Origin of the sequence: Terrabacter sp. C0L_2 (genome assembly GCF_036352015.1) — a bacterium.
Taxonomy (GTDB): domain Bacteria; phylum Actinomycetota; class Actinomycetes; order Actinomycetales; family Dermatophilaceae; genus Terrabacter; species Terrabacter tumescens.
In genome coordinates, this window is record NZ_CP143557.1 from 214,660 (window position 1) to 233,277 (window position 18,618).

General features: G+C 73.0%; 18 protein-coding genes. 4 read left to right on the forward strand and 14 right to left on the reverse strand.

Features of this window, described 5'->3' with window-relative positions; genetic code table 11:
- Window positions 1-135 precede the first annotated feature (135 nt).
- The 6 genes from purF to U5C87_RS01055 all read right to left on the reverse strand — a co-directional run bounded on the left by purF (window position 136) and on the right by U5C87_RS01055 (window position 5,105).
- On the reverse strand, window positions 136-1,698 hold the full coding sequence (purF, locus tag U5C87_RS01030) for an amidophosphoribosyltransferase (RefSeq protein ID WP_030199214.1): 1,563 nt from the start codon (window positions 1,696-1,698) through the stop codon (window positions 136-138).
- Window positions 1,699-1,724: 26 nt separating this feature from the next.
- On the reverse strand, window positions 1,725-2,303 hold the full coding sequence (gene thpR, locus U5C87_RS01035) for an RNA 2',3'-cyclic phosphodiesterase (protein ID WP_330474806.1): 579 nt from the start codon (window positions 2,301-2,303) through the stop codon (window positions 1,725-1,727).
- Window positions 2,300-3,478 carry a CaiB/BaiF CoA transferase family protein gene (locus U5C87_RS01040; RefSeq protein ID WP_330474807.1) on the reverse strand — a complete coding sequence of 393 codons (1,179 nt, stop codon included), beginning with the start codon at window positions 3,476-3,478 and terminating at the stop codon, window positions 2,300-2,302. The genes thpR and U5C87_RS01040 overlap by 4 nt, the downstream gene beginning before the upstream one ends.
- Window positions 3,475-3,735, reverse strand: a complete 261-nt coding sequence (locus U5C87_RS01045) for a hypothetical protein (RefSeq protein ID WP_330474808.1) — start codon at window positions 3,733-3,735, stop codon at window positions 3,475-3,477. The genes U5C87_RS01040 and U5C87_RS01045 overlap by 4 nt, the downstream gene beginning before the upstream one ends.
- Window positions 3,732-4,112 carry a sterol carrier family protein gene (locus U5C87_RS01050; RefSeq protein ID WP_330474809.1) on the reverse strand — a complete coding sequence of 127 codons (381 nt, stop codon included), beginning with the start codon at window positions 4,110-4,112 and terminating at the stop codon, window positions 3,732-3,734. The genes U5C87_RS01045 and U5C87_RS01050 overlap by 4 nt, the downstream gene beginning before the upstream one ends.
- Before the next feature lie 111 nt (window positions 4,113-4,223).
- Window positions 4,224-5,105 (reverse strand): LLM class flavin-dependent oxidoreductase, encoded by an 882-nt coding sequence (locus U5C87_RS01055; protein ID WP_330474810.1) that lies wholly within the window; start codon window positions 5,103-5,105, stop codon window positions 4,224-4,226.
- 23 nt (window positions 5,106-5,128) lie between these two features.
- Between U5C87_RS01055 and U5C87_RS01060 the strand changes: the two genes are divergently transcribed.
- Both U5C87_RS01060 and U5C87_RS01065 read left to right on the forward strand, forming a co-directional pair.
- On the forward strand, window positions 5,129-5,965 hold the full coding sequence (locus U5C87_RS01060; RefSeq protein ID WP_330474811.1) for a hypothetical protein: 837 nt from the start codon (window positions 5,129-5,131) through the stop codon (window positions 5,963-5,965).
- On the forward strand, window positions 5,962-6,762 hold the full coding sequence (locus U5C87_RS01065) for a spermidine synthase (protein WP_330474812.1): 801 nt from the start codon (window positions 5,962-5,964) through the stop codon (window positions 6,760-6,762). The genes U5C87_RS01060 and U5C87_RS01065 overlap by 4 nt, the downstream gene beginning before the upstream one ends.
- Before the next feature lie 21 nt (window positions 6,763-6,783).
- Here the strand turns inward: U5C87_RS01065 and purL are convergent, their stop codons facing one another.
- From purL to U5C87_RS01085, 4 genes are all read right to left on the reverse strand, one after another.
- Window positions 6,784-9,102, reverse strand: coding sequence for a phosphoribosylformylglycinamidine synthase subunit PurL (purL, locus tag U5C87_RS01070; protein WP_330474813.1), 2,319 nt, complete (start codon window positions 9,100-9,102; stop codon window positions 6,784-6,786).
- A complete protein-coding gene (gene purQ / locus U5C87_RS01075; protein ID WP_030199187.1) occupies window positions 9,099-9,794 on the reverse strand; it encodes a phosphoribosylformylglycinamidine synthase subunit PurQ in 696 nt (231 codons plus the stop codon). Before purQ ends, purL begins: the two co-directional genes overlap by 4 nt.
- Window positions 9,791-10,117 (reverse strand): phosphoribosylformylglycinamidine synthase subunit PurS, encoded by a 327-nt coding sequence (gene purS, locus U5C87_RS01080; protein ID WP_330474814.1) that lies wholly within the window; start codon window positions 10,115-10,117, stop codon window positions 9,791-9,793. The genes purQ and purS overlap by 4 nt, the downstream gene beginning before the upstream one ends.
- Window positions 10,118-10,211: 94 nt before the next feature.
- On the reverse strand, window positions 10,212-10,829 hold the full coding sequence (locus U5C87_RS01085; protein WP_330474815.1) for a hypothetical protein: 618 nt from the start codon (window positions 10,827-10,829) through the stop codon (window positions 10,212-10,214).
- Between the two features lie 151 nt (window positions 10,830-10,980).
- Here U5C87_RS01085 and U5C87_RS01090 point away from each other — a divergent pair, with 151 nt between their 5' ends.
- Entirely contained in the window at window positions 10,981-12,264 is a 1,284-nt protein-coding gene (locus U5C87_RS01090; protein WP_330474816.1) for a GNAT family N-acetyltransferase, read from the forward strand.
- Here U5C87_RS01090 and U5C87_RS01095 read toward each other — a convergent pair.
- The 4 genes from U5C87_RS01095 to U5C87_RS01110 all read right to left on the reverse strand — a co-directional run bounded on the left by U5C87_RS01095 (window position 12,234) and on the right by U5C87_RS01110 (window position 15,830).
- Window positions 12,234-13,139 carry a phosphoribosylaminoimidazolesuccinocarboxamide synthase gene (locus U5C87_RS01095; RefSeq protein ID WP_330474817.1) on the reverse strand — a complete coding sequence of 302 codons (906 nt, stop codon included), beginning with the start codon at window positions 13,137-13,139 and terminating at the stop codon, window positions 12,234-12,236. The genes U5C87_RS01090 and U5C87_RS01095 overlap by 31 nt on opposite strands.
- A gap of 80 nt (window positions 13,140-13,219) precedes the next feature.
- On the reverse strand, window positions 13,220-13,867 hold the full coding sequence (locus tag U5C87_RS01100) for an RNA polymerase sigma factor (protein ID WP_330474818.1): 648 nt from the start codon (window positions 13,865-13,867) through the stop codon (window positions 13,220-13,222).
- A 36-nt stretch (window positions 13,868-13,903) separates the two neighbouring features.
- Entirely contained in the window at window positions 13,904-15,181 is a 1,278-nt protein-coding gene (gene purD / locus U5C87_RS01105; RefSeq protein ID WP_330474819.1) for a phosphoribosylamine--glycine ligase, read from the reverse strand.
- Window positions 15,182-15,191: 10 nt separating this feature from the next.
- Window positions 15,192-15,830 carry a GNAT family N-acetyltransferase gene (locus tag U5C87_RS01110; protein ID WP_330474820.1) on the reverse strand — a complete coding sequence of 213 codons (639 nt, stop codon included), beginning with the start codon at window positions 15,828-15,830 and terminating at the stop codon, window positions 15,192-15,194.
- A gap of 59 nt (window positions 15,831-15,889) precedes the next feature.
- On the opposite strand from U5C87_RS01110, the gene U5C87_RS01115 reads away from it, so the two are divergent.
- Window positions 15,890-18,208 carry a HelD family protein gene (locus tag U5C87_RS01115; protein WP_330474821.1) on the forward strand — a complete coding sequence of 773 codons (2,319 nt, stop codon included), beginning with the start codon at window positions 15,890-15,892 and terminating at the stop codon, window positions 18,206-18,208.
- Window positions 18,209-18,618: the final 410 nt, after the last annotated feature.

Here is an 18,618-nt window from a genome sequence, read left to right on the forward strand (position 1 = left end):
GCGGACGACTGCCTCGCAACCGGACGACAGCACGAGCCCACCCAGGGTCTCGTCACGTCGCAGGGCACTCGAGCGCTCAGCAGGGAGTCGTTGAGGCGACGGCCGGCCCAGGGCTCGAACGACGGGCGATTCGGGTCAGGGGTGCTGGAGGGCGTTGGCCCCGCCGAGGCCGACCCCGAGGGTGACGCCCTCGACGTCGACCGAGCGGTCGTGGCCGGTGCGGACCGTGAGCGGGAGCGTCTCGAGCACGTGCTTGCCGATGAGGCCGTCCTCGGGCAGCTCGATCGGGTAGCGACCGGTGAAGCACGCCGAGCACAGCTCGTCGGCCGGCTGGTTCGTCGCGCCGATCATGCCGTCCTCGGAGATGTAGCCGAGCGAGTCGGCGCCGATCGACGCGCGGATCTCCTCGACCTTGAGGCCGGTCGCGATGAGCTCGGCGCGCGTGGCGAAGTCGATGCCGTAGAAGCAGGGCCACTGGACGGGCGGCGAGCTGATCCGCACGTGCACCTCGGCGGCGCCGGCCTCGCGGAGCATCCGGATCTGGGCGCGCTGGGTGTTGCCGCGCACGATCGAGTCGTCGACGACGACGAGGCGCTTGCCACGGATCGTGTGCTCGAGCGGGTTGAGCTTGAGCCGGATGCCGAGCTGGCGCAGCGTCTGCGACGGCTGGATGAAGGTGCGTCCGACGTAGGCGTTCTTGACGAAGCCCTGACCGAACGGGATGCCCGACTCCTGCGAATAGCCAACCGCCGCAGGCACGCCCGACTCGGGGACGCCGATGACGAGGTCGGCGTCGACGGGGTGCTCGCGCGCGAGGACGCGGCCCATCTCGACGCGGGCCTCGTGCACGACCCGGCCGCGGATGACGGCGTCGGGGCGGGCGAGGTAGACGTACTCGAAGACGCAGCCCTTGGGCTGGGGCTCGGCGAACTTGTGCGAGCGCAGGCCGTCCTCGTCGATGACGATGAGCTCGCCGGGCTCGACCTCGCGGATGACGGCGGCACCGATGGTCTGCAGGGCCGCGGTCTCGGACGCGACGACCCAGCCCCGCTCGAGGCGGCCGAGCGCGAGGGGACGCACACCCCAGGGGTCGCGGGCGGCATACAACGTCGTCTCGTCCATGAAGACGAAGGAGAAGGCGCCCTTGAGCTTGGGCAGCAGCTCGAGGGCGGCCTGCTCCGGCGTGCGGTCCTCGTCGGCCGCGAGCAGCGTCGTGACGAGCGCGGTGTCGGAGGTGTTGCCGCGGGCGAGCTCGCCGGTGATGCGGGTGCCGCCGAAGTGCTCGTCGACGAGGGCCTTGAGCTCGACGGTGTTGATGAGGTTGCCGTTGTGGGCGAGGGCCAGCGTGCTGCGGCCGGCGCCGCCGAGCGTCGGCTGGGCGTTCTCCCACGTGGAGCCGCCGGTCGTGGAGTAGCGCGTGTGCCCGATCGCGATGTGGCCGCGGAGCGAGCTGAGCGCGGTCTCGTCGAAGACCTGCGAGACGAGGCCCATGTCCTTGTAGACGAGGATCTTCTCGCCGTCACCGGTCGCGATGCCGGCCGACTCCTGCCCGCGGTGCTGCAGCGCATAGAGCCCGAAGTACGTCAGCTTGGCGACGTCCTCTCCGGGAGCCCAGACGCCGAAGACCCCGCAGGCGTCCTGCGGGCCCTTCTCGCCGGGGATGAGGTCATGGTTTAAACGACCGTCGCCACGTGCCACTCGCCCAGTCTCCCACACCTCTGCGGTCAGTCCGTCCGCGGTGGACGCGTGCGCAGGGGCAGGTCGGCGAGCACCTCGTAGCGCGGCCGGCGCCCGCGGCCCTCGCCGAGGTGGGACTCGACGAGCGCGAGCTCCCCGACCCGCCAGGCCGGGCCCTCCCACGCGTCGAGGGCGCGGATCCACCGGGTCGCCTCGGTGGGCCGGTGGAAGCGCCCGAGCGTCAGGTGCGCCTGGAAGCGGGTCCCGTCGGGTGTCGCTCCTGCCGAGGCCGCGGCATTGCGTATGCCGCCCGCCACCGCCGCGAGGTCACCGCGCACCTGCTCGACGCCCGCCCACAGGACGCGGGCGGCATACGGGTTCGGGAAGGCGCCGGCCCCGGCGAGGCGCAGCACGAGCGGGTCGCGCTTGGCGGCGGAGCGGGCGAGGGCCTCGGTGAGGTCGTCGAGGCGGCGTTCGGGCACGTCGCCGAGGAAGGCGAGCGTGACGTGCCACTGGTGGCGGTCGGTCCAGCGGATCTCGGGTCCGGCCTCACGACGTGGCTCGAGGTGCTCCTCGAGGTCGTCGAGCACGTCGTCGGGCGGGACGACGGCGACGAAGAGCCTCATGGCCCGTCGGAGGGGGCGGACGCGGCACCCGAGGCGAACAGCGCGTCGACGTCGTCGATCCCCCACGCGGACAGGCCCGCTCGCGTGTCGGCGCCAGGGGCCGACGGTGGCGTGCCGAGCGCGGTCGGGGTGCGCGAGAAGCGGGGCGCCGGCGCGGGCTGGACGACGCCGTGGTGCTCGACGTAGGTGCCGCGGGCCGCGAGGTGCGGGTGGCTGGGCGCCTCGGCGTAGCTGAGGATCGGCGCGACGCAGGCATCGGTGCCCTCGAGCAGCGCCGTCCACTCGTCGCGGGTCCGGGTGCGGAACGTGTCGGTTAGCAGGCTGCGCAGGGCCGGCCACCGGCTGGGGTCGAGCCGGTCGGGGGCGGTGTCGGTGAGGTCGAGCAGGCGCAGCAGCTCGGCGTAGAAGGCGGGCTCGAGCGGTCCGACCGCGAGCCAGCCGCCGTCGCTCGTCTCGTAGACGTCGTAGAACGGAGCGCCGGTGTCGAGCAGGTTGGTGCCGCGCCGGTCGGACCAGAGACCGGCCGAGTGCAGCCCGAGGACGAGCGAGGAGAGGTGCGCCGTGCCGTCGACGATGGCGGCGTCGACGACCTGCCCACGACCGCTGGTGCGCGCCTCGAGGAGCGCCGCGAGCACGCCGACGACGAGGTAGAGCGCGCCGCCGCCGAAGTCGCCGACGAGGTTGACCGGGACCTGGGGTGGTCCGCCGGCCCGGCCGATCGCGTGCAGCGCCCCGGTGACGGCGACGTAGCCGATGTCGTGCCCCGCGGACTGGGCCAGCGGCCCGTCCTGGCCCCAGCCGGTCATCCGGCCGTAGACGAGCCGCGGGTTGCGGGCGAGGCAGTCGTCGGGGCCCAGGCCCAGGCGCTCGGCGACGCCGGGGCGGTAGCCCTCGACGAGCACGTCGGCTCGCTCGACGAGCGTCAGCGCCGTTGCGAGCCCGTCGGGGTGCTTGAGGTCGAGCGAGACCGAGGGGCGACCACGCCGGAGGAGGTCGGCCTGCGGCGGCAGCGGGACCGGCAGCGAGGGCTCACCCGGCCGGTCGACGCGGATGACGTCCGCGCCGAGGTCCGCCAGCAGCATCGCCGCGAACGGCGCAGGGCCGATGCCGGCGAGCTCGACGACCCGGACGCCGGCGAGCGGGCCCGACGAGCCGTCGCCGGCCGGCGAGGTCACGACTGGTCGCGACCGGACCGGTCGAGGAGGATGCCGATGATCCCGGCGACGCCGAGGCCGATGAAGGCACCGAAGGCGCCGATGTAGAGCGCGCCGGTGGTCGTCGTGTAGCCCTGCACCTCGTCGCCCATGATCGAGATGACGGCGCCCACGATGAAGCCCAGGACGGCGCCCGTGATGAGGAAGCGCTTGAAGTTCGGGATGCGGGGCCGCTCGGGACGCGTGCGCGGCTGGGTGTTCGGCGAGGGCTGGGTCACGGGTCAAGCCTAAGCGAGGAGAGCGGGAGAAGGCCGTCGAGGTGCGCGCGCTGGCCGCTGGCCCGCACGCGCGCGCCGTCGACCGCGGACTCCCACGTCAGGTCGCCCACGGCCAGGCGCAGCCACGTGGCCGCGTCGGTCTCGATGACGTTGGGCGGGATGCCGCGGGTGTGGACCGGGCCCTCGATGCACTGGACGGCGCCGTGCGGCGGGACCCGCACCTCGACGGTGCGGCCCGGGGCGACCGTCGCGAGCTCCTCGAGGGTGTAGCGGACGGCCGTGGCGGTGGTCCGGCGGTCGGCGGCCCAGTCGGCCTCGCGGCAGGCGAGGAGAGCAGCGTGTCCCTCGGCGACAGGCGTACGGCGGCGGGGCGGCATACCTCGCAGGCTATCCGCGCCCACCGACGCAACGTGCCAAGGGCCCGAGACCACGACAGCTCTGCCCCGGCGGAGAAGCCGCAGCGGATCAGGGTCCCGCGGTCGCCACCGTCAGCGCAGGCGTGGGATGACGTCGGCGACGACCTCGTCGAGGACGTCGCGGGTGCCGAGGAAGGGCTCGGTCGTGCGCGGCCAGTGCGTGATGACGTCGGTGAAGCCGAGCTCGGCGGCGCGACCGACGGCGTCCTCGAAGGCCGCGGTGCTGCTCAGCGAGAACGTGGGGGCCGAGTCGAGGTTGAGGTAGCGGGCGAAGCCGGCGCCGTCACGCCCGGCCTCGGCCAGCGTGTCGTCGACCCGGCGCCCCAGGCCTGCGACGAGGGCCCACCACTCGTCGTCGGTGTCGGCGTTGCCGCCGTAGGTCATCCAGCCGTCGCCGCGCTCGACCGCGAGCCGGACCGCCTTGGGCCCGTTGGCCGCGACGACGAGGGGCACGCGGTTGCCGGTGCCGGCACCACGAACGGGTCCGGGCAGCGTGCGCACGTCGCGCGCCGAGTAGAAGCGACCGTCGGCGTCGACGTGGTCGTCGGTCAGCAGCCGGTCGAGCAGGTCGGTGAACTCGTGGAAGCGGGCGACCCGGTCACGCAGCGGCAGGTCCTCGCCCATGATCCTCGAGTCGAGGTCGCCGCCCGTGCCGATGCCGAGGAGGAAGCGCCCGCCGGAGATGTCGTCGAGGGCGAGCACCTCGCGCATGAACTGCACCGGGTGGTGGTTGTTGGGCGACGACACGAAGGTGCCGAGCCCGATGCGCTCGGTCACGGCGGCGGCCGCGGCCAGGGTCGGCACGGCACCGAACCACGGCGACTCGGGCAGGCCGCCCCAGACGACGTGGTCGAAGGTCCAGGCGTGGTCGAACCCCATCCGCTCGGCCTCGCGCCACATCGGCGCCGCCTCGGACCAGGGGTGCTCGGGGAGGATGGTGAGTCCGAAGCGCATACCTGCGACCGTAGCCTGTCGGGGTGACACCTCACTCCCCCGAGAGCTCGGCGCCCGCGTCCCGCGCGCAGTGGGACGAAGCCGCCGTGCTCGCCGCCTCGGACGCCTGGTCGTGGGTGCCCGACGAGGCTCGCGTGCACCGGACCGACGAGCTCCTCGTCGTCGCCTACCCCGACTACGTGGGCACGCCGACCGTGGCCCGAAGCCTCGGGAACGCGATCGACGCCGCCGCGCTCGTCGACGAGGCCCACGAGGTGGCGCGTGCCTTCGGGCGTGACCGCGTGTGGTGGAACGTGACCGGCAGCCGCGGGCCGGCGGGCCTCGAGGACAAGCTGCTCTCCCGGGGCGGCGAGGTCGTGCAGCGGATGGACGTGCTCGCACTCCCGCTCGGCGACGGCGCCCCCGACCTCGGCGTCCCGCGTGGCGTCCCACACGTCGTCACCACGAGGCGCGTCGTCGACGCCGAGACCCTCCGCGAGGCGCTGGAGGTCAGCCGGGTCGCCTTCGACGACCCTCCGGTGACCGACGACATGGTCGCCGACCACCTCGCGGAGGTGCAGCGCACGGTCGAGGCCCGCGCAGGTGCCCGGGTCGTCGCCTACGTCGACGGCCGTCCCGCCTCGACCGGCGGCTTCACCCTCGCCGGCGACGTGGCTCGGCTGTGGGGCGGTGGCACCCACCCCGACCTGCGAGGACACGGCGCCTACCGAGCCTCCCTGGCCGCGCGGCTGCAGCTCGCCGCCGGCATGGGCGCGACCCTCGCGCTGACGCACGGCCGCATCGACACCTCGTCACCGATCCTCCAGCGGCTCGGCTTCACCCGCTACGGCGAGCAGCGCCAGCTCGTCCTCGACCTGTGAGCGACCACGTCTCGCTCGAGTGGGACGAGCGCGGCGGCGTCACCGTCCACATGGACGGCTCGCCCCAGTCGCACGTCCAGCCCGACGACCCGACGGTCCTCGTCTTCGAGTACGTGCAGCACCTCGCCCTCGCCATCGACGCGCTGCCGCCGGGACCGCTCGGCGTCACGCACGTCGGGGGCGCGGGCCTGACCCTGCCGCGCTGGGTCGAGGCGACCAGGCCGGGCTCGCCCCAGATCGTGCTCGAGCCGGACGAGGCCCTGACCGAGCTCGTGCGCCGGGAGGTCCCGCTCCCGCGGCGCCACCGGATCCGGGTCCGCCCGGTCGACGGGCTCACCGGGGTGCGGGCACTCAAGGACGAATCCGCCGACGTCGTCGTGACGGACGCCTACGCGGGAGGGCGCGTGCCTGCGGAGCTCGTCGGGACGGCATACGCCCGCGAGGTCGCACGGGTCCTCAAGCCCACCGGGCTGGCGCTGTGGAACCTCGCCGACGAGCCCGGGATGCGTTGGGTCGCAAGGGTGGTCGCCACCATGTCCGAAGCCCTGCCCCACGTCGCCATCATCGCGACGCACGAGGTGCTCAAGGGCCGCCGCTTCGGCAACTCGGTGCTGCTCGCCAGCGCCTCACCGCTGCCGGTCGAGACGCTGCGTCGCGAGGTCGCCCGCGCCCACCTCCCCACCGGGATGCGCGAGGGCGCCGCGCTCACGAAACTGGTAGCTGGAGCAAAACCCTTCGAGGAGAAGGGAATGCAGAGCCCGCCACCCCCCGAGACCGGGAAGTGGCGGGCGCGCTGAGCCTGTTCGGGTCAGCCGGGGTCAGCCCCCGAAGACCGCCGGCAGCGTGAACTCGTGCGCCGACTTCAGCTCGGCGACCGACACGGAGAAGTGACCGACGACGTCGAGGTCGCGACCGCCGGTGACGCCGATGCGCACGTGCGGGACGTCGCCGAGCAGCGCCTCGAACTCCGCAGCGTGACCCGCCGGGACGGCCACGAGCGCGCGGGCGCTCGACTCGGAGAAGAGCGCCGTGAACGCGTCGAGCGGGTTGCCCTCGCCATCGACGCCGATGTAGTCGAGGCCGTCGACGGTCACGCCTACACCGTGGCGCATGCACGCCTCGGCGAGCGCGATCGCGAGACCGCCCTCGGACAGGTCGTGCGCGGCCTCCACGAGACCCGTGCGGGCCGCCTCGACGAGCACGTGCCCCAGCGCCTGCTCGGCGGCGAGGTCGACCTTCGGCGGCACGCCGCCGAGGTGCTTGTGCACGACGTGCGCCCACTCGGAGCCGTCGAGCTCGTCGCGGGTCGTGCCGAGGAGGTAGACGTGCGCGTCGTCGGTGCGGAAGCCGGAGCCGGAGCGCTTGGACACGTCGTCCATGACGCCGAGCACACCGATGACCGGGGTCGGGTGGATCGGGACGTCGCCGGTCTGGTTGTAGAACGACACGTTGCCGCCGGTGACCGGGATGCCGAGGAACTTGCAGCCCTCGGCGATGCCGCGGATCGACTCGCGGAACTGCCACATGACGCCCGGGTCCTCGGGCGAGCCGAAGTTGAGGCAGTCGGTGACGGCGAGCGGGGCGGCCCCGGCCGTCGCGACGTTGCGGTAGGCCTCGGCGAGGGCGAGCTGCGCACCGGCATACGGGTCGAGCTTGGTGAAGCGGCTGTTGCAGTCGGTCGAGATCGCGACGCCACGGCCCGTCTCCTCGTCGACGCGGACGACGCCCGAGTCGTCGGGCTGCGCGAGCGCGGTGTTGCCGAGGACGTAGCGGTCGTACTGGTCGGTGATCCACGACTTGTCGCAGAGGTTGGGCGACCCGAGCAGGGTCAGCAGCTGGGCCCTGATCTCCTCACCCGTCTCGGGCTTGGCGAGTGCGGCCGCACCCGAGGCGTTCAGCTCGTCGAGGTATGCCGGCCGGGCCAGCGGGCGGTCGTAGGTCGGGCCCTCGTGCGCGACCGAGCGCGGCGGCACGTCGACGATGGTCTCGCCGTGCCAGGTGATGACGAGGTGGTCGCCGTCGGTGACCTCACCGATGACCGTCGCCTCGACGTCCCACTTGTCGGTGATCGCCATGAACTGCTCGAGGTGCTTCGGCTCGACGACCGCCATCATGCGTTCCTGCGACTCGGACATGAGGATCTCCTGCGGCTGCAGGCTCGCGTCACGGAGCGGGACGAGGTCGAGCTCGACCTGCATGCCGCCGTCGCCGTTGGAGGCGAGCTCGCTGGTGGCACAGGAGAGCCCGGCGCCGCCGAGGTCCTGGATGCCGTCGACGACACCCGCGGCGTAGAGGTCGAGGCAGCACTCGATGAGCACCTTCTCGGCGAACGGGTCGCCGACCTGAACGGCGGGGCGCTTGGTCGGGCCGCCCTCGTCGAAGGTCTCGGACGCGAGGACCGAGACACCGCCGATGCCGTCGCCACCCGTGCGGGCGCCGAAGAGGATGACCTTGTTGCCGACGCCGGACGCCTTGGCGAGGTGGATGTCCTCGACGCGCATGGCGCCGACGCACAGGGCGTTGACGAGCGGGTTGCCCTGGTAGCAGTCGTCGAAGACGACCTCGCCGCCGATGTTGGGCAGGCCGATGCAGTTGCCGTAGCCACCGACGCCGGCGACGACACCGGGCAGGACGCGCTGGGTGTCGGGGTGGTGCAGGTTGCCGAAGCGGAGCGGGTCCATGACGGCGATCGGGCGCGCGCCCATCGACATGATGTCGCGGATGATGCCGCCGACGCCGGTCGCGGCCCCCTGGTAGGGCTCGATGTAGGACGGGTGGTTGTGGGACTCGACCTTGAAGGTCACGGCCCAGCCGTCGCCGATGTCGACGACGCCGGCGTTCTCACCGATGCCGACGAGGAGCTTCTCGCGCATCTCGTCGGTGGTGTTCTCGCCCCACAGCCTGAAGTGGATCTTGCTCGACTTGTAGGAGCAGTGCTCGCTCCACATGACGGAGTACATCGCGAGCTCGGCGATGGTCGGGCGCCGGCCGATGATCTCTCGGATGTTGGCGTACTCGTCGGGCTTGAGGCCGAGCTCGGCCCACGGCTGCTCGACGTCGGGGGTCGAGGCAGCGTGCTCGACGGTGTCGAGGACGGGAGCCGCCGGCGCGGGCGGGGCGGTCTGGGTGTCGCTCATGCGGTGGCTGCGCTCTCGAGGGTCTGCTTGATGATCGAGGTGAAGAAGCCGCGACCGTCGAGGCTCGGGCCGTAGCCCTCCTCGACCGCGTGCTCCGGGTGGGGCATGAGGCCGACGACGTTGCCGCGCTCGTTGGTGATGCCGGCGATGTGACGGTAGGAGCCGTTGGGGTTGCGACCCTCGGCGTCGGGGACGTAGCGGAAGACGACCCGCCCCTCGCCCTCGAGCATGTCGAGCGTCTTCTCGTCGGCGACGAAGCCGCCCTCGCCGTTCTTGAGGACGATCGTGATCTCCTGGCCGGCCTCGAAGTCGGAGGTCCAGGCGGTGGAGGCGTTCTCGACGACGAGGCGCTGGTCGACGCAGTTGAACTTGCGGTGGTCGTTGCGGATCAGCGCGCCGGGCAGCAGGTGGCTCTCGGTGAGCACCTGGAAGCCGTTGCAGATGCCGAGGACCGGCAGGCCGCCCTGGGCGGCGGGCACGAGCGCGTCCATGACCGGCGCGAAGCGGGCGATGGCGCCGCAGCGGAGGTAGTCGCCGTAGGAGAACCCGCCCGGCAGGATGACCGCGTCGACGCCCTTGAGGTCGTCGTCGCCGTGCCAGAGCGGGACGGCCTCGCCGCCGCACTCGCGGACGGCGCGCGCCGCGTCACGGTCGTCGAGGGAGCCGGGGAACGTGACGACGCCGACCCTCACTGCTCGCCGTCCTCCGACTCGGCCGCGTCCGACTCGGCCGCGTCCGACTCAGCCGAGTCCTGCTCGGCCGCGTCCTGCTCGAGCACGTGGACCGACACGACGTCCTCGATGACGGGGTTGGAGAGCAGCTTCTCGGCGGCCTCGCGGGCCGCGGCGAGGTGCTCGTCCGTGACGTCACCGTCGACGGTGAGCACGAAGCGCTTGCCCTGGCGGACGTCGGTGAACCCGTCGAACCCGAGCCGCGGCAGGGCGCCGGCGACGGCCTGTCCCTGGGGGTCGAGGATCTCGGGCTTGAGCATGACGTCGACGACGATGCTTCCCATCGGTGGTCGTTCTCCCTGCGCTGGATGGGCGGTGGCGGCGTCCCGAGGGACGGCCCGAGTCTATCGGGCGCGGCGCGAGCCCCCGGACAGCGTCTCAGCGGGACTGGAGGGCGTCGAGCGCGACGGCCATCGCCAGGCCCACGCGCCAGTCGATCGGCCGTCCGTCCGCGAGCGGCGGGAGGCTCACGTGGTAGACGTCCTTGACGCTCGCCTTCTTCGTCGAGCTGAGGGCGAGCGACCCGTCGGGAGCGGCGAAGTCGAAGTGGAAGAGGAACGGCACCGGGATGTCCCCGACGACGGGCACGATCTCCCAGAGTCGCCGGGCGACGGCCACCTTGGTGTTGCGCTCCGCGCCGACGAACTCTCGCCCGTCGGGAAGACCGAGCGTCCAGGTCGAGCTGACGAGCGAGGCCTTGAAGTGCTTCTTGAACCAGCCGATCGGCCGCCCCTGGCCGTCGGTGACGTCGTAGGTGGAGCCGAGGTCGAGGCGCTTGCGGGCATTGAAGCCGAAGAGCGGGTGCGCCTTGGCCGAGTCGGTGTAGAAGGTGACCTGCTCCTTGGCGGCCATCCGCTTCTGCTCGGCGAAGCACAGCACGCCGAGCTCCCTGCCGTTCTCGTCGGCGCGCAGGATCTCGTAGCGGTTGACCATCATGGTCAGCTTCTGGCGCAGCACGTAGCGCTCCGCAGGGGCGTCGGCGACGGGCTCGGTCATGCGCCCAGCGTCCCACAGCAGCAGGCACGAACCGATGGCGTATGCCGTGTGCCCCGGGTCGCGTGACGGTGCGACCGCGCGCCGCGCGGCCACACCGCATACGACCAGAAACGCCTGCGACACGGACGTGCCCGGCTGACAGGGTGGGCGCATGCTCCCCGTCGTGCGCCCCGCCCGCCCCCGCGACCTCGAGCACCTGCCAGGACTCGAGGCGGCCGCCGACGCGCTCTTCGCGGCCGCCGGCATCGGGCCGCTCCCGCCGGGCGTCGGCTCCGCGGAGGAGCTCGCCGGGGCGGCTGCCGTCCTCGTCGTCGGTGACCCGGTCGTCGGCTTCGCCCGGCTCGAGCGCGTTGACGGGCAGGCCCATCTCGAGCAGCTGTCGGTGCACCCGTCGGCCGCCCGGCGCGGCGTCGGGGCAGCGCTGCTCGAGGCTGCCGCCGGGTGGGCTGCACGCAGCGGCCACGAGGCGCTGACGCTGTGCACGTTCGCTGACGTGCCGTGGAACGCCCCGTTCTACGCCCGGCACGGCTTCGTCGAGCCGACCGACCTCGGCCCCGGGCTTCGCCGGCTGCGCGAGACGGAGCGCCGGCTGGGGCTGGACGCGCTCGGCCGGCGCGTCGTCCTGCGCCGCGGCGTAGGCCCCGAGGCGGTGCTCGCCGACCTCGCCGCGGGGCTCGGGGCGGCCCTGGGTGACGACCTCCTCGGGCTCTACGCGCACGGGTCGCTCGTGGCCGGCGACTTCGCCCCGTCACGGAGCGACCTCGACGTGCTCGCCGTCGTCACCCGGGCGCCGGACGACACGATGCTGGCGGCCGTCGCGCCGGTGCACACCGCGCTGGCGGAGCGTCACCCCGGGTGGCGCGGGCGGGTGGAGGTGGAGACCGTGGCGCGGTCCACGGTGGAGGCCTACGCCGGTCGGCACGACGATGCCGCGGCTCGGCGGGGCGGCCCCATCATGCGGATCAGCCCGGGAGAGGCCCTCCACCTCCTGCCTGCGTCGAACCACCGTGTGCTCACGTGGGCGACGGTGCGATCGAGCGGTCGCGTGCTGTCGGGGGCGCCGGCCGCCGACGTGCTGCCGGCATGGCCCGAGCACGTCGTCGAGGAGGCCCTGCTCGACCACGTCCGGGACTGGCCCGACTGGGTCGAGACCATGACGACGGTCGGGGCACAGGCGTACTCAGTGCTCTCGGTGTGCCGGGCCTGGTGCGCGGTGGTCGGGTGCGAGCGGCTTTCGAAGCGGGCGGCCGCCGACCGTTTCGTCGGCGACCACCCGCAGGACGCCGACCTCGTCGTCTGGGCGCGGGACTGGTGGTACTCGGACGGCCCGGACACCGAGCCGAGCCGCTACGACGAGGTGCGGGACTTCGTCGTGCGCACGACTCGGAGCGTCGTGGACGTCGCTCAGAAGGCCTCGCCGGTCAGGCGCTCGTAGGCCTCGACGTACTTCGCGCGGGTCTGCTCGACGACGTGGGCGGGCAGCTCGGGCGGCGGACCGCCGGCCTTGCGGTCCCAGCCGGACTCGGACGAGGTGAGCCAGTCGCGCACGAACTGCTTGTCGTAGGACGGCTGCGGGTGCCCGGGCTCCCAGAGCTCGGCCGGCCAGAAGCGCGACGAGTCGGGCGTCAGCACCTCGTCGGCGAGGACGAGCCCGCCGGAGCCGTCCGGCGCGACGCCGAACTCGACCTTGGTGTCGGCGATGAGGATGCCGCGCTCGGCGGCGATCTCGTTGCCCCGCGCCAGGATCGCGCGGGTCAGCCGCGAGACCTCGACCGCGACGTCGGCGCCGAGCTCGGCCTCGACCTCGTCGGGCGACATCGGCAGGTCGTGCTCCCCCACCGGCGCCTTGGTCGTCGGGGTGAAGACCGGCTCGGGCAGCTTCGAGCCGTCGACGAGGCCCTCGGGCAGCGCGACGCCGGAGACGGACCCCTTGTCGCGGTACTCCTCCAGGCCGCCACCCGTGAGGTACGCCCGTGCGATGGCCTCGACCTTGAGCATGTCGAGCTTGCGCACGAGCACGGCCCGCCCGGCCACGGCGTCCGGGACGTCGGTCGAGACGACGTGGTTGGGCACGAGGTCGCGCAGCTGGTCGAACCACCACAGCGACAGCCGCGTCAGCACGGCGCCCTTGTCGGGGATCTCGGGCGACATCATCCAGTCGTAGGCGGAGAGCCGGTTCGAGGCGACGAGGAGCAGCTGGTCGGGGACGACCTCGCCCGCGGCGTCGAGCGGCGCGTAGAGATCGCGCACCTTGCCGGAGTAGACGTGCTCGTAGCCCGGAAGGTCAAGCGGTAGATCGGTCACGCGCACAGCCTGCCACCTCCGCAGACGATCGGGCACGGCGCGTTCGGGTGGGGTGGGCAGCGGGGTGGACGGTGGTGTGGGCAGGGTCATGACAGGTCCTCCTCGAGGGCGTCGATCTCGATCACGTCGGTCAGGCTCCTGCGAGCCCGGTGCAGACGGGACTTCACGGTCCCGACGGCGACGCCGAGCGCGTCCGCGGCCTCGGCGAGGGAGCAGTGCGACCAGACGACCAGCTCGATCGCCTCGCGCTGCACCGCGGGGATCCGCTGGAGCGCGCGGCGCACCTCGCTCATCTGTCGCTCGTCGTCGACACGGGCTGCCGTGGAGGCCGCGTGGTCGGCGGAGACGGCGCCGCCGGCGTCCGCCTCGATGCGCCCCCGCAGCAGCCGCTGGCGTCGGGCCGTGCGCGCCACGTTGGCGCACTCCTGGCCGGCCATCACGAGCAGCACGGCGCGCGCCGTCTCGGCCCGCAGCGGGTCCACCGAGCCGGTGCGGGCCCGTCGCCACACGGCGGTGAAGGTCGCCTGGACGACGTCCTCCGCCGCCGCCCAGGAGGCGGTGCGCCGGAACGCGAAGTTGTGGACGGCGTCGCAGTGCCGCCGGTAGAGCGCCGTCAGGGCTGCGTCGTCCGCCTCGGCCAGCCGGGACCACAGCCACCGGTCGTCCGGCTCTCCGCCGGGCTCTCCACCGGGCTCGGCCACCGGGTCTCCTCGGGTCGCAGTCAGGGTGCTCATGCCCGGAAGAGTCCGGCTCGGCCCGGAGGGTTCGCCTCAGGAGGCGGTGATCTCCCCGCGCTCGGCGCGCAGCGCGATGTCGGTGCGGTGGTGCGAGCCGTCGAGCTCGATGACGGCGACCGCGTCGTAGGCCGCCCGGCGGGCCTTGGCGAGAGAGGGTGCCACCGCGACGACGTCGAGCACGCGCCCGCCTGCGGAGACGAGCGTGCCCGAGCCGTCGAGGGCCGTGCCGGCGTGCAGCACCGTGACTCCCGGCACCTCGGCCGCGGCGTCGAGCCCCGTGATCGGGTCGCCGGTGCGCGGCGACGCCGGGTAGCCCGCCGAGGCCACGACGACGACGACGGCGTGGTCGTCGGACCACCGGAGCCGGCCGAACTCGGCGAGGCCACCGGTGGCGGCGGCAAGGAGCAGCTGGGCGAACGGCGTCTCGAGCCGGGCGATCGACGCCTGGCCGTCCGGGTCGCCGAAGCGCACGTTGAACTCGATGACCTTGGGCCCGCGCGAGGTCAGCGCCAGGCCGACGTAGAGGGCCCCGACGAACGGCGTCCCGCGACGGCGCATCTCGTCGACGGTCGGCTGGGCGACGCGGCGCACGATGTCGTCGGCTAGGCCTTCGGGCGCCCACCCGAGCGGTGAGTACGCCCCCATGCCACCGGTGTTGGGGCCGGCGTCGTCGTCGCCGACGCGCTTGAAGTCCTGGGCCGGTGACAGCGCCACGACCGTCTCGCCGTCGCTGATGCAGAAGACCGACACCTCCGGCCCGTCGAGGAACTCCTCGACGACGAGCCGCCCGTCGGGCTTAGAGAGGCACGCCCGCGCGTGCTCGACGGCGTCCTCCCGCGAGTCGGTGACGACGACGCCCTTGCCGGCGGCGAGCCCGTCGTCCTTGACGACGTGCGGGGCACCGAGCGCATCGAGAGCCGCCTCCACCTCGTCCATCGTCGTGCACACGTGGGCGAGCGCCGTCGGCACGTCGGCGCTGGCCATGACCTCCTTGGCGAAGGACTTGCTCCCCTCGAGACGCGCAGCCGCGGCGGACGGGCCGAAGACGGCGAACCCGGCCTCACGGCATACGTCCGCGACACCCGCGACGAGGGGCGCCTCGGGACCCACGACGACCAGGTCGACCTCGTGCTCGCGCGCGACCGCGGCGACCGCGGCGCCGTCGAGGATGTCGACGGGCACGCACAGCGCGGTCGCGTCGATGCCCGGGTTGCCGGGCGCGGCGATGACCGCGTCCACCTCGGGATCGGCCGCAACGGCCTTGACGAGAGCGTGTTCACGGGCACCGGTACCGAGCACGAGGACCTTCACGCCGGTCAGCCTAGGGGGCGTCGAGGCGTGCGAGCAGGCCTGCCCGGACCGTGGGCCACTCGTCGACGAGGACCGAGTGCACGGCCGTGTCGCGCCACGTGCCGTCGGCCCGGCGCACGTCGCGCCGCGTGATGCCCTCGAAGACCGCCCCCAGCTTGAGGATCGCCGCCCGCGACCGCGCGTTGACGACGTCCGTCTGGATCTTGACCCGGCCGAAGCCGCACGTCTCGAACGCGTGCGCGAGCAGGAGGAACTTCGCCTCGGGGTTGACCTGCGTACCCCACCAGCGCGAGCCGTACATCGTCCAGCCGAGGTGCACGTGCTCGCGCGTGGTGTCGACGTCGCCGAGCGAGCTCGACCCGACGACGGTCCCGGCCGGGCCGAGGTCGCCGTCGGCGACGAGCCTGATCGTGTATGCCGTCCGGCCCGTCCCGTCGTCCGCGCGGGCCGCGACCGCCGCCTCGACGAGCGCCTCGGTGTCGGCCGGGGTCCGGTGGGGACGCATCATCGCGAATCCCTGCTCGTAGCAGCGCGGGTCGGAGTAGACGGCGAACAGTCCGGGGGCGTCGTCCGCGGTCGTCACGTCGAGGCGGACGTGGCGTCCGACGAGCGGCACGCCGGTTGGCGGGACACAGACCTCTCTGGGCATGGAGTGACAGTAGACTTGATGGTTCCCGCGCCGCCCGAGGCGTCCCTCAGAGTCCTTGGATGTCAGTGAGCACTTCGAACGCATCGTCACAGCGGAGCAGCGCGCCCGGATCCCGCGGCGCGTCGCCGGTGTCGACCAAGAGCATCCCCGACGAGCTCGCCCGCGAGATCGCCGTCGAGCAGGCGCACGTCGACCGCGTGCACGAGGAACTGGAGAAGGCCGGCGTGCGCGCCGACAGCGTCCAGGCCGAGGGCCTCGCCCGCAGCCAGTTCGGTCGCCAGGTCGAGGTCGGCGACGCCGAGGGCGCGGCCCTCTTCGAGCGCGACGCCCTGATGTTCCACGCCGCCAAGCGGCGCACCGCCCTCGACACGCAGTACGAGGGTCTCGTCTTCGGACGCCTCGACATCGACCACGCCATGCTGCGTGCGGCCGCCGCCGAGTCCAACGGCAACGGCCACCGACCGGCCGACGGGTCGTCGGGCGGCGACCGCGAGATCCGCTACATCGGTCGTCTCGGCGTCCGCGACGACGACTACGAGCCGCTCGTCATCGACTGGCGCGCGCCGGCAGCCTCCGCCTTCTACCGGGCCACCCCGACGCAGCCGATGGGCGTGCTGCGCCGTCGCGTGCTCCGCAGCCGCGGCACCACCGTCATCGGCATCGAGGACGACCTCATGGTGCCGGAGGCGCCCGACGACCTCGTCGTCGTCGGTGACGGCGCCCTCATGGCGGCCCTCACTCGCAGCCGCGGCGGCACGATGCGCGACATCGTCGCCACGATCCAGGCCCACCAGGACGAGGCGATCCGCGCCAGCGCCCGCGGCATCACCGAGATCACCGGCGGGCCCGGCACGGGCAAGACCGTCGTCGCCCTGCACCGCGCCGCCTACCTGCTCTACTCCGACCGGCGCCGCTTCGAGTCCGGCGGCATCCTCGTCGTCGGCCCCTCCGGTGCCTACACGGCCTACATCGAGCGCGTGCTGCCCTCGCTCGGCGAGGACAGCGTCATCCTCCGCGCCCTCGGCGACGTCCTCGACGTCGTGCACACCGAACGGCTCGACCCCCCCGCCGTCGCGCGCACCAAGGGCTCGACCCGCATCCGCACGCTGCTCGGTGCGGCCGCCCGTGGCCGCGTGCCCGGCACGCCGACCGAGTTCCGCGCGATGGTCGCCGGCCGCCCGGTCCGGCTCGAGGCGCGTGATCTCGACCGCGTGCGCTCGCAGGTGCTGCGACAGCACCAGCGCAACACGGCCACCGCCGCCGCCCAGGACGCCCTCGGCGAGGTCGCGTGGTCCTCGCTCGGCATCACCGGCGACCGCGACGCGAGGGCCGAGTTCCTCGACAGGTGGGAGGACCACCTCGACGTCGAGGCGTTCATGCAGGTCTGGTGGCCGCAGGTCGACCCGCGCGAGGTCCTGCTCTGGCTCGCCGACCCCGAGCTGGTGCGCCGCCACGCGCGCGGGTCCTTGCGCGAGGACGAGATCGAGCCGCTGGCGGCGTCCTTCCGCCTCGCCCTCGAGACCGGCACGTGGTCGGTGGCCGACGTCGCGCTCATCGACGACATCTCGGCGCGGGTGGGGCCGGTGCAGGAGGCGCCCAAGGAGGAGCGCGGCTTCTACGAGATCGAGGAGCTCGAGGACCTCAGCCAGTACGGCGTGACCGAGGTGCAGCCCGTGGTCAGCGCCGCCCGCGACGCCGGCGCGCCCGTCGTGCTGACCGACCCGCACGAGAAGCTGCTCGCCGGCCGCATCGGCAAGCCCGACGAGTACGCCCACGTCCTCGTCGACGAGGCGCAGGACCTCTCCCCCATGCAGTGGCGCATGATCGGGCGCCGCGGGAGGTATGCGTCGTGGACCGTCGTCGGTGACGCCGCCCAGGCGTCGTGGCCCGACGCCGCAGAGGCCACGGCCGCGCGCGAGGAGGCGTTCGGCTCGCAGGCGCGCCAGCTCTTCCACATGGACACCAACTACCGCAACGCGCGCGAGATCTTCGACTACGCCGCCGAGGTCGTGCGCCGCCAGGTCCCCGACGCGGACATCCCGCAGGCGGTCCGCGAGACGGGCATCGAGCCGGTCGAGGCCGACCTCGGACCCGATGTCCTGTCGACCGTCAGGCAGTCCGTCGAGTCGCTGCTGGGCCAGGTCGAGGGGGCCATCGCCGTCATCACGCCGTCGACCCACGCCGACCTGCTCGCACCCGTCGCCGAGCTCGGTGAGGGCCGCGTCCAGGTCATCGACCCGATGTCGACGAAGGGCCTCGAGTACGACGCCACCGTCGTCGTGGACCCCGACGAGATCACCCGTGAGTCGCCCGGCGGCGTCCGCGTGCTCTACGTCGCGCTGACCCGCGCGGCGCACCGGATGACCGTCCTGTCCTGACATCTCGGGCGGGGACGCGCACGTGGTGGCTCGTGTCGCGACGCGCAGGATGGGCGAGTTCGGCCTGCTTTCGGCAAGGTAAAGACTTGTTCAAGGATTCGGTGAAGCATCGACTCACCCCCGAAGCGGAGGGATGATTACTTCAACGTCAAGGCGCGCGACACCACCCTCCCCGCCGTCTCCTCCCCCCTGAGACCCTTGACGGTCCGGCGAGGTCCCGCCCCCCAATGTGGAGCTCGCTCCGGGCGAGGGACGAGATGCAACCCCCCTGCATCTCGCCCCTCGCCCGTTCCCATGTCCGGGCCTTGTCCCGCGGGCCTTCTCGCGGGCCCGGTCTCGCCTCCTCCTCGGCCGGGCATCGGCGATCCGTAAAAAGTTGTTCAAGCCGGGGCAAACATTGCTCCGGCTCT

What these genes read in the sequence shown, in the direction of transcription:
- U5C87_RS01110 (WP_330474820.1), bottom strand. Translation starts at nt 15,830, where the DNA reads ATGCCCAGAGAGGTCTGTGTCCCGCCAACCGGCGTGCCGCTCGTCGGA.
- U5C87_RS01090 (WP_330474816.1), top strand. Translation starts at nt 10,981, where the DNA reads ATGCTCCCCGTCGTGCGCCCCGCCCGCCCCCGCGACCTCGAGCACCTG.
- U5C87_RS01100 (WP_330474818.1), bottom strand. Translation starts at nt 13,867, where the DNA reads ATGAGCACCCTGACTGCGACCCGAGGAGACCCGGTGGCCGAGCCCGGT.
- U5C87_RS01055 (WP_330474810.1), bottom strand. Translation starts at nt 5,105, where the DNA reads ATGCGCTTCGGACTCACCATCCTCCCCGAGCACCCCTGGTCCGAGGCG.
- purS (WP_330474814.1), bottom strand. Translation starts at nt 10,117, where the DNA reads ATGGGAAGCATCGTCGTCGACGTCATGCTCAAGCCCGAGATCCTCGAC.
- thpR (WP_330474806.1), bottom strand. Translation starts at nt 2,303, where the DNA reads ATGAGGCTCTTCGTCGCCGTCGTCCCGCCCGACGACGTGCTCGACGAC.
- U5C87_RS01115 (WP_330474821.1), top strand. Translation starts at nt 15,890, where the DNA reads ATGTCAGTGAGCACTTCGAACGCATCGTCACAGCGGAGCAGCGCGCCC.
- U5C87_RS01050 (WP_330474809.1), bottom strand. Translation starts at nt 4,112, where the DNA reads ATGCCGCCCCGCCGCCGTACGCCTGTCGCCGAGGGACACGCTGCTCTC.
- purL (WP_330474813.1), bottom strand. Translation starts at nt 9,102, where the DNA reads ATGAGCGACACCCAGACCGCCCCGCCCGCGCCGGCGGCTCCCGTCCTC.
- U5C87_RS01085 (WP_330474815.1), bottom strand. Translation starts at nt 10,829, where the DNA reads ATGACCGAGCCCGTCGCCGACGCCCCTGCGGAGCGCTACGTGCTGCGC.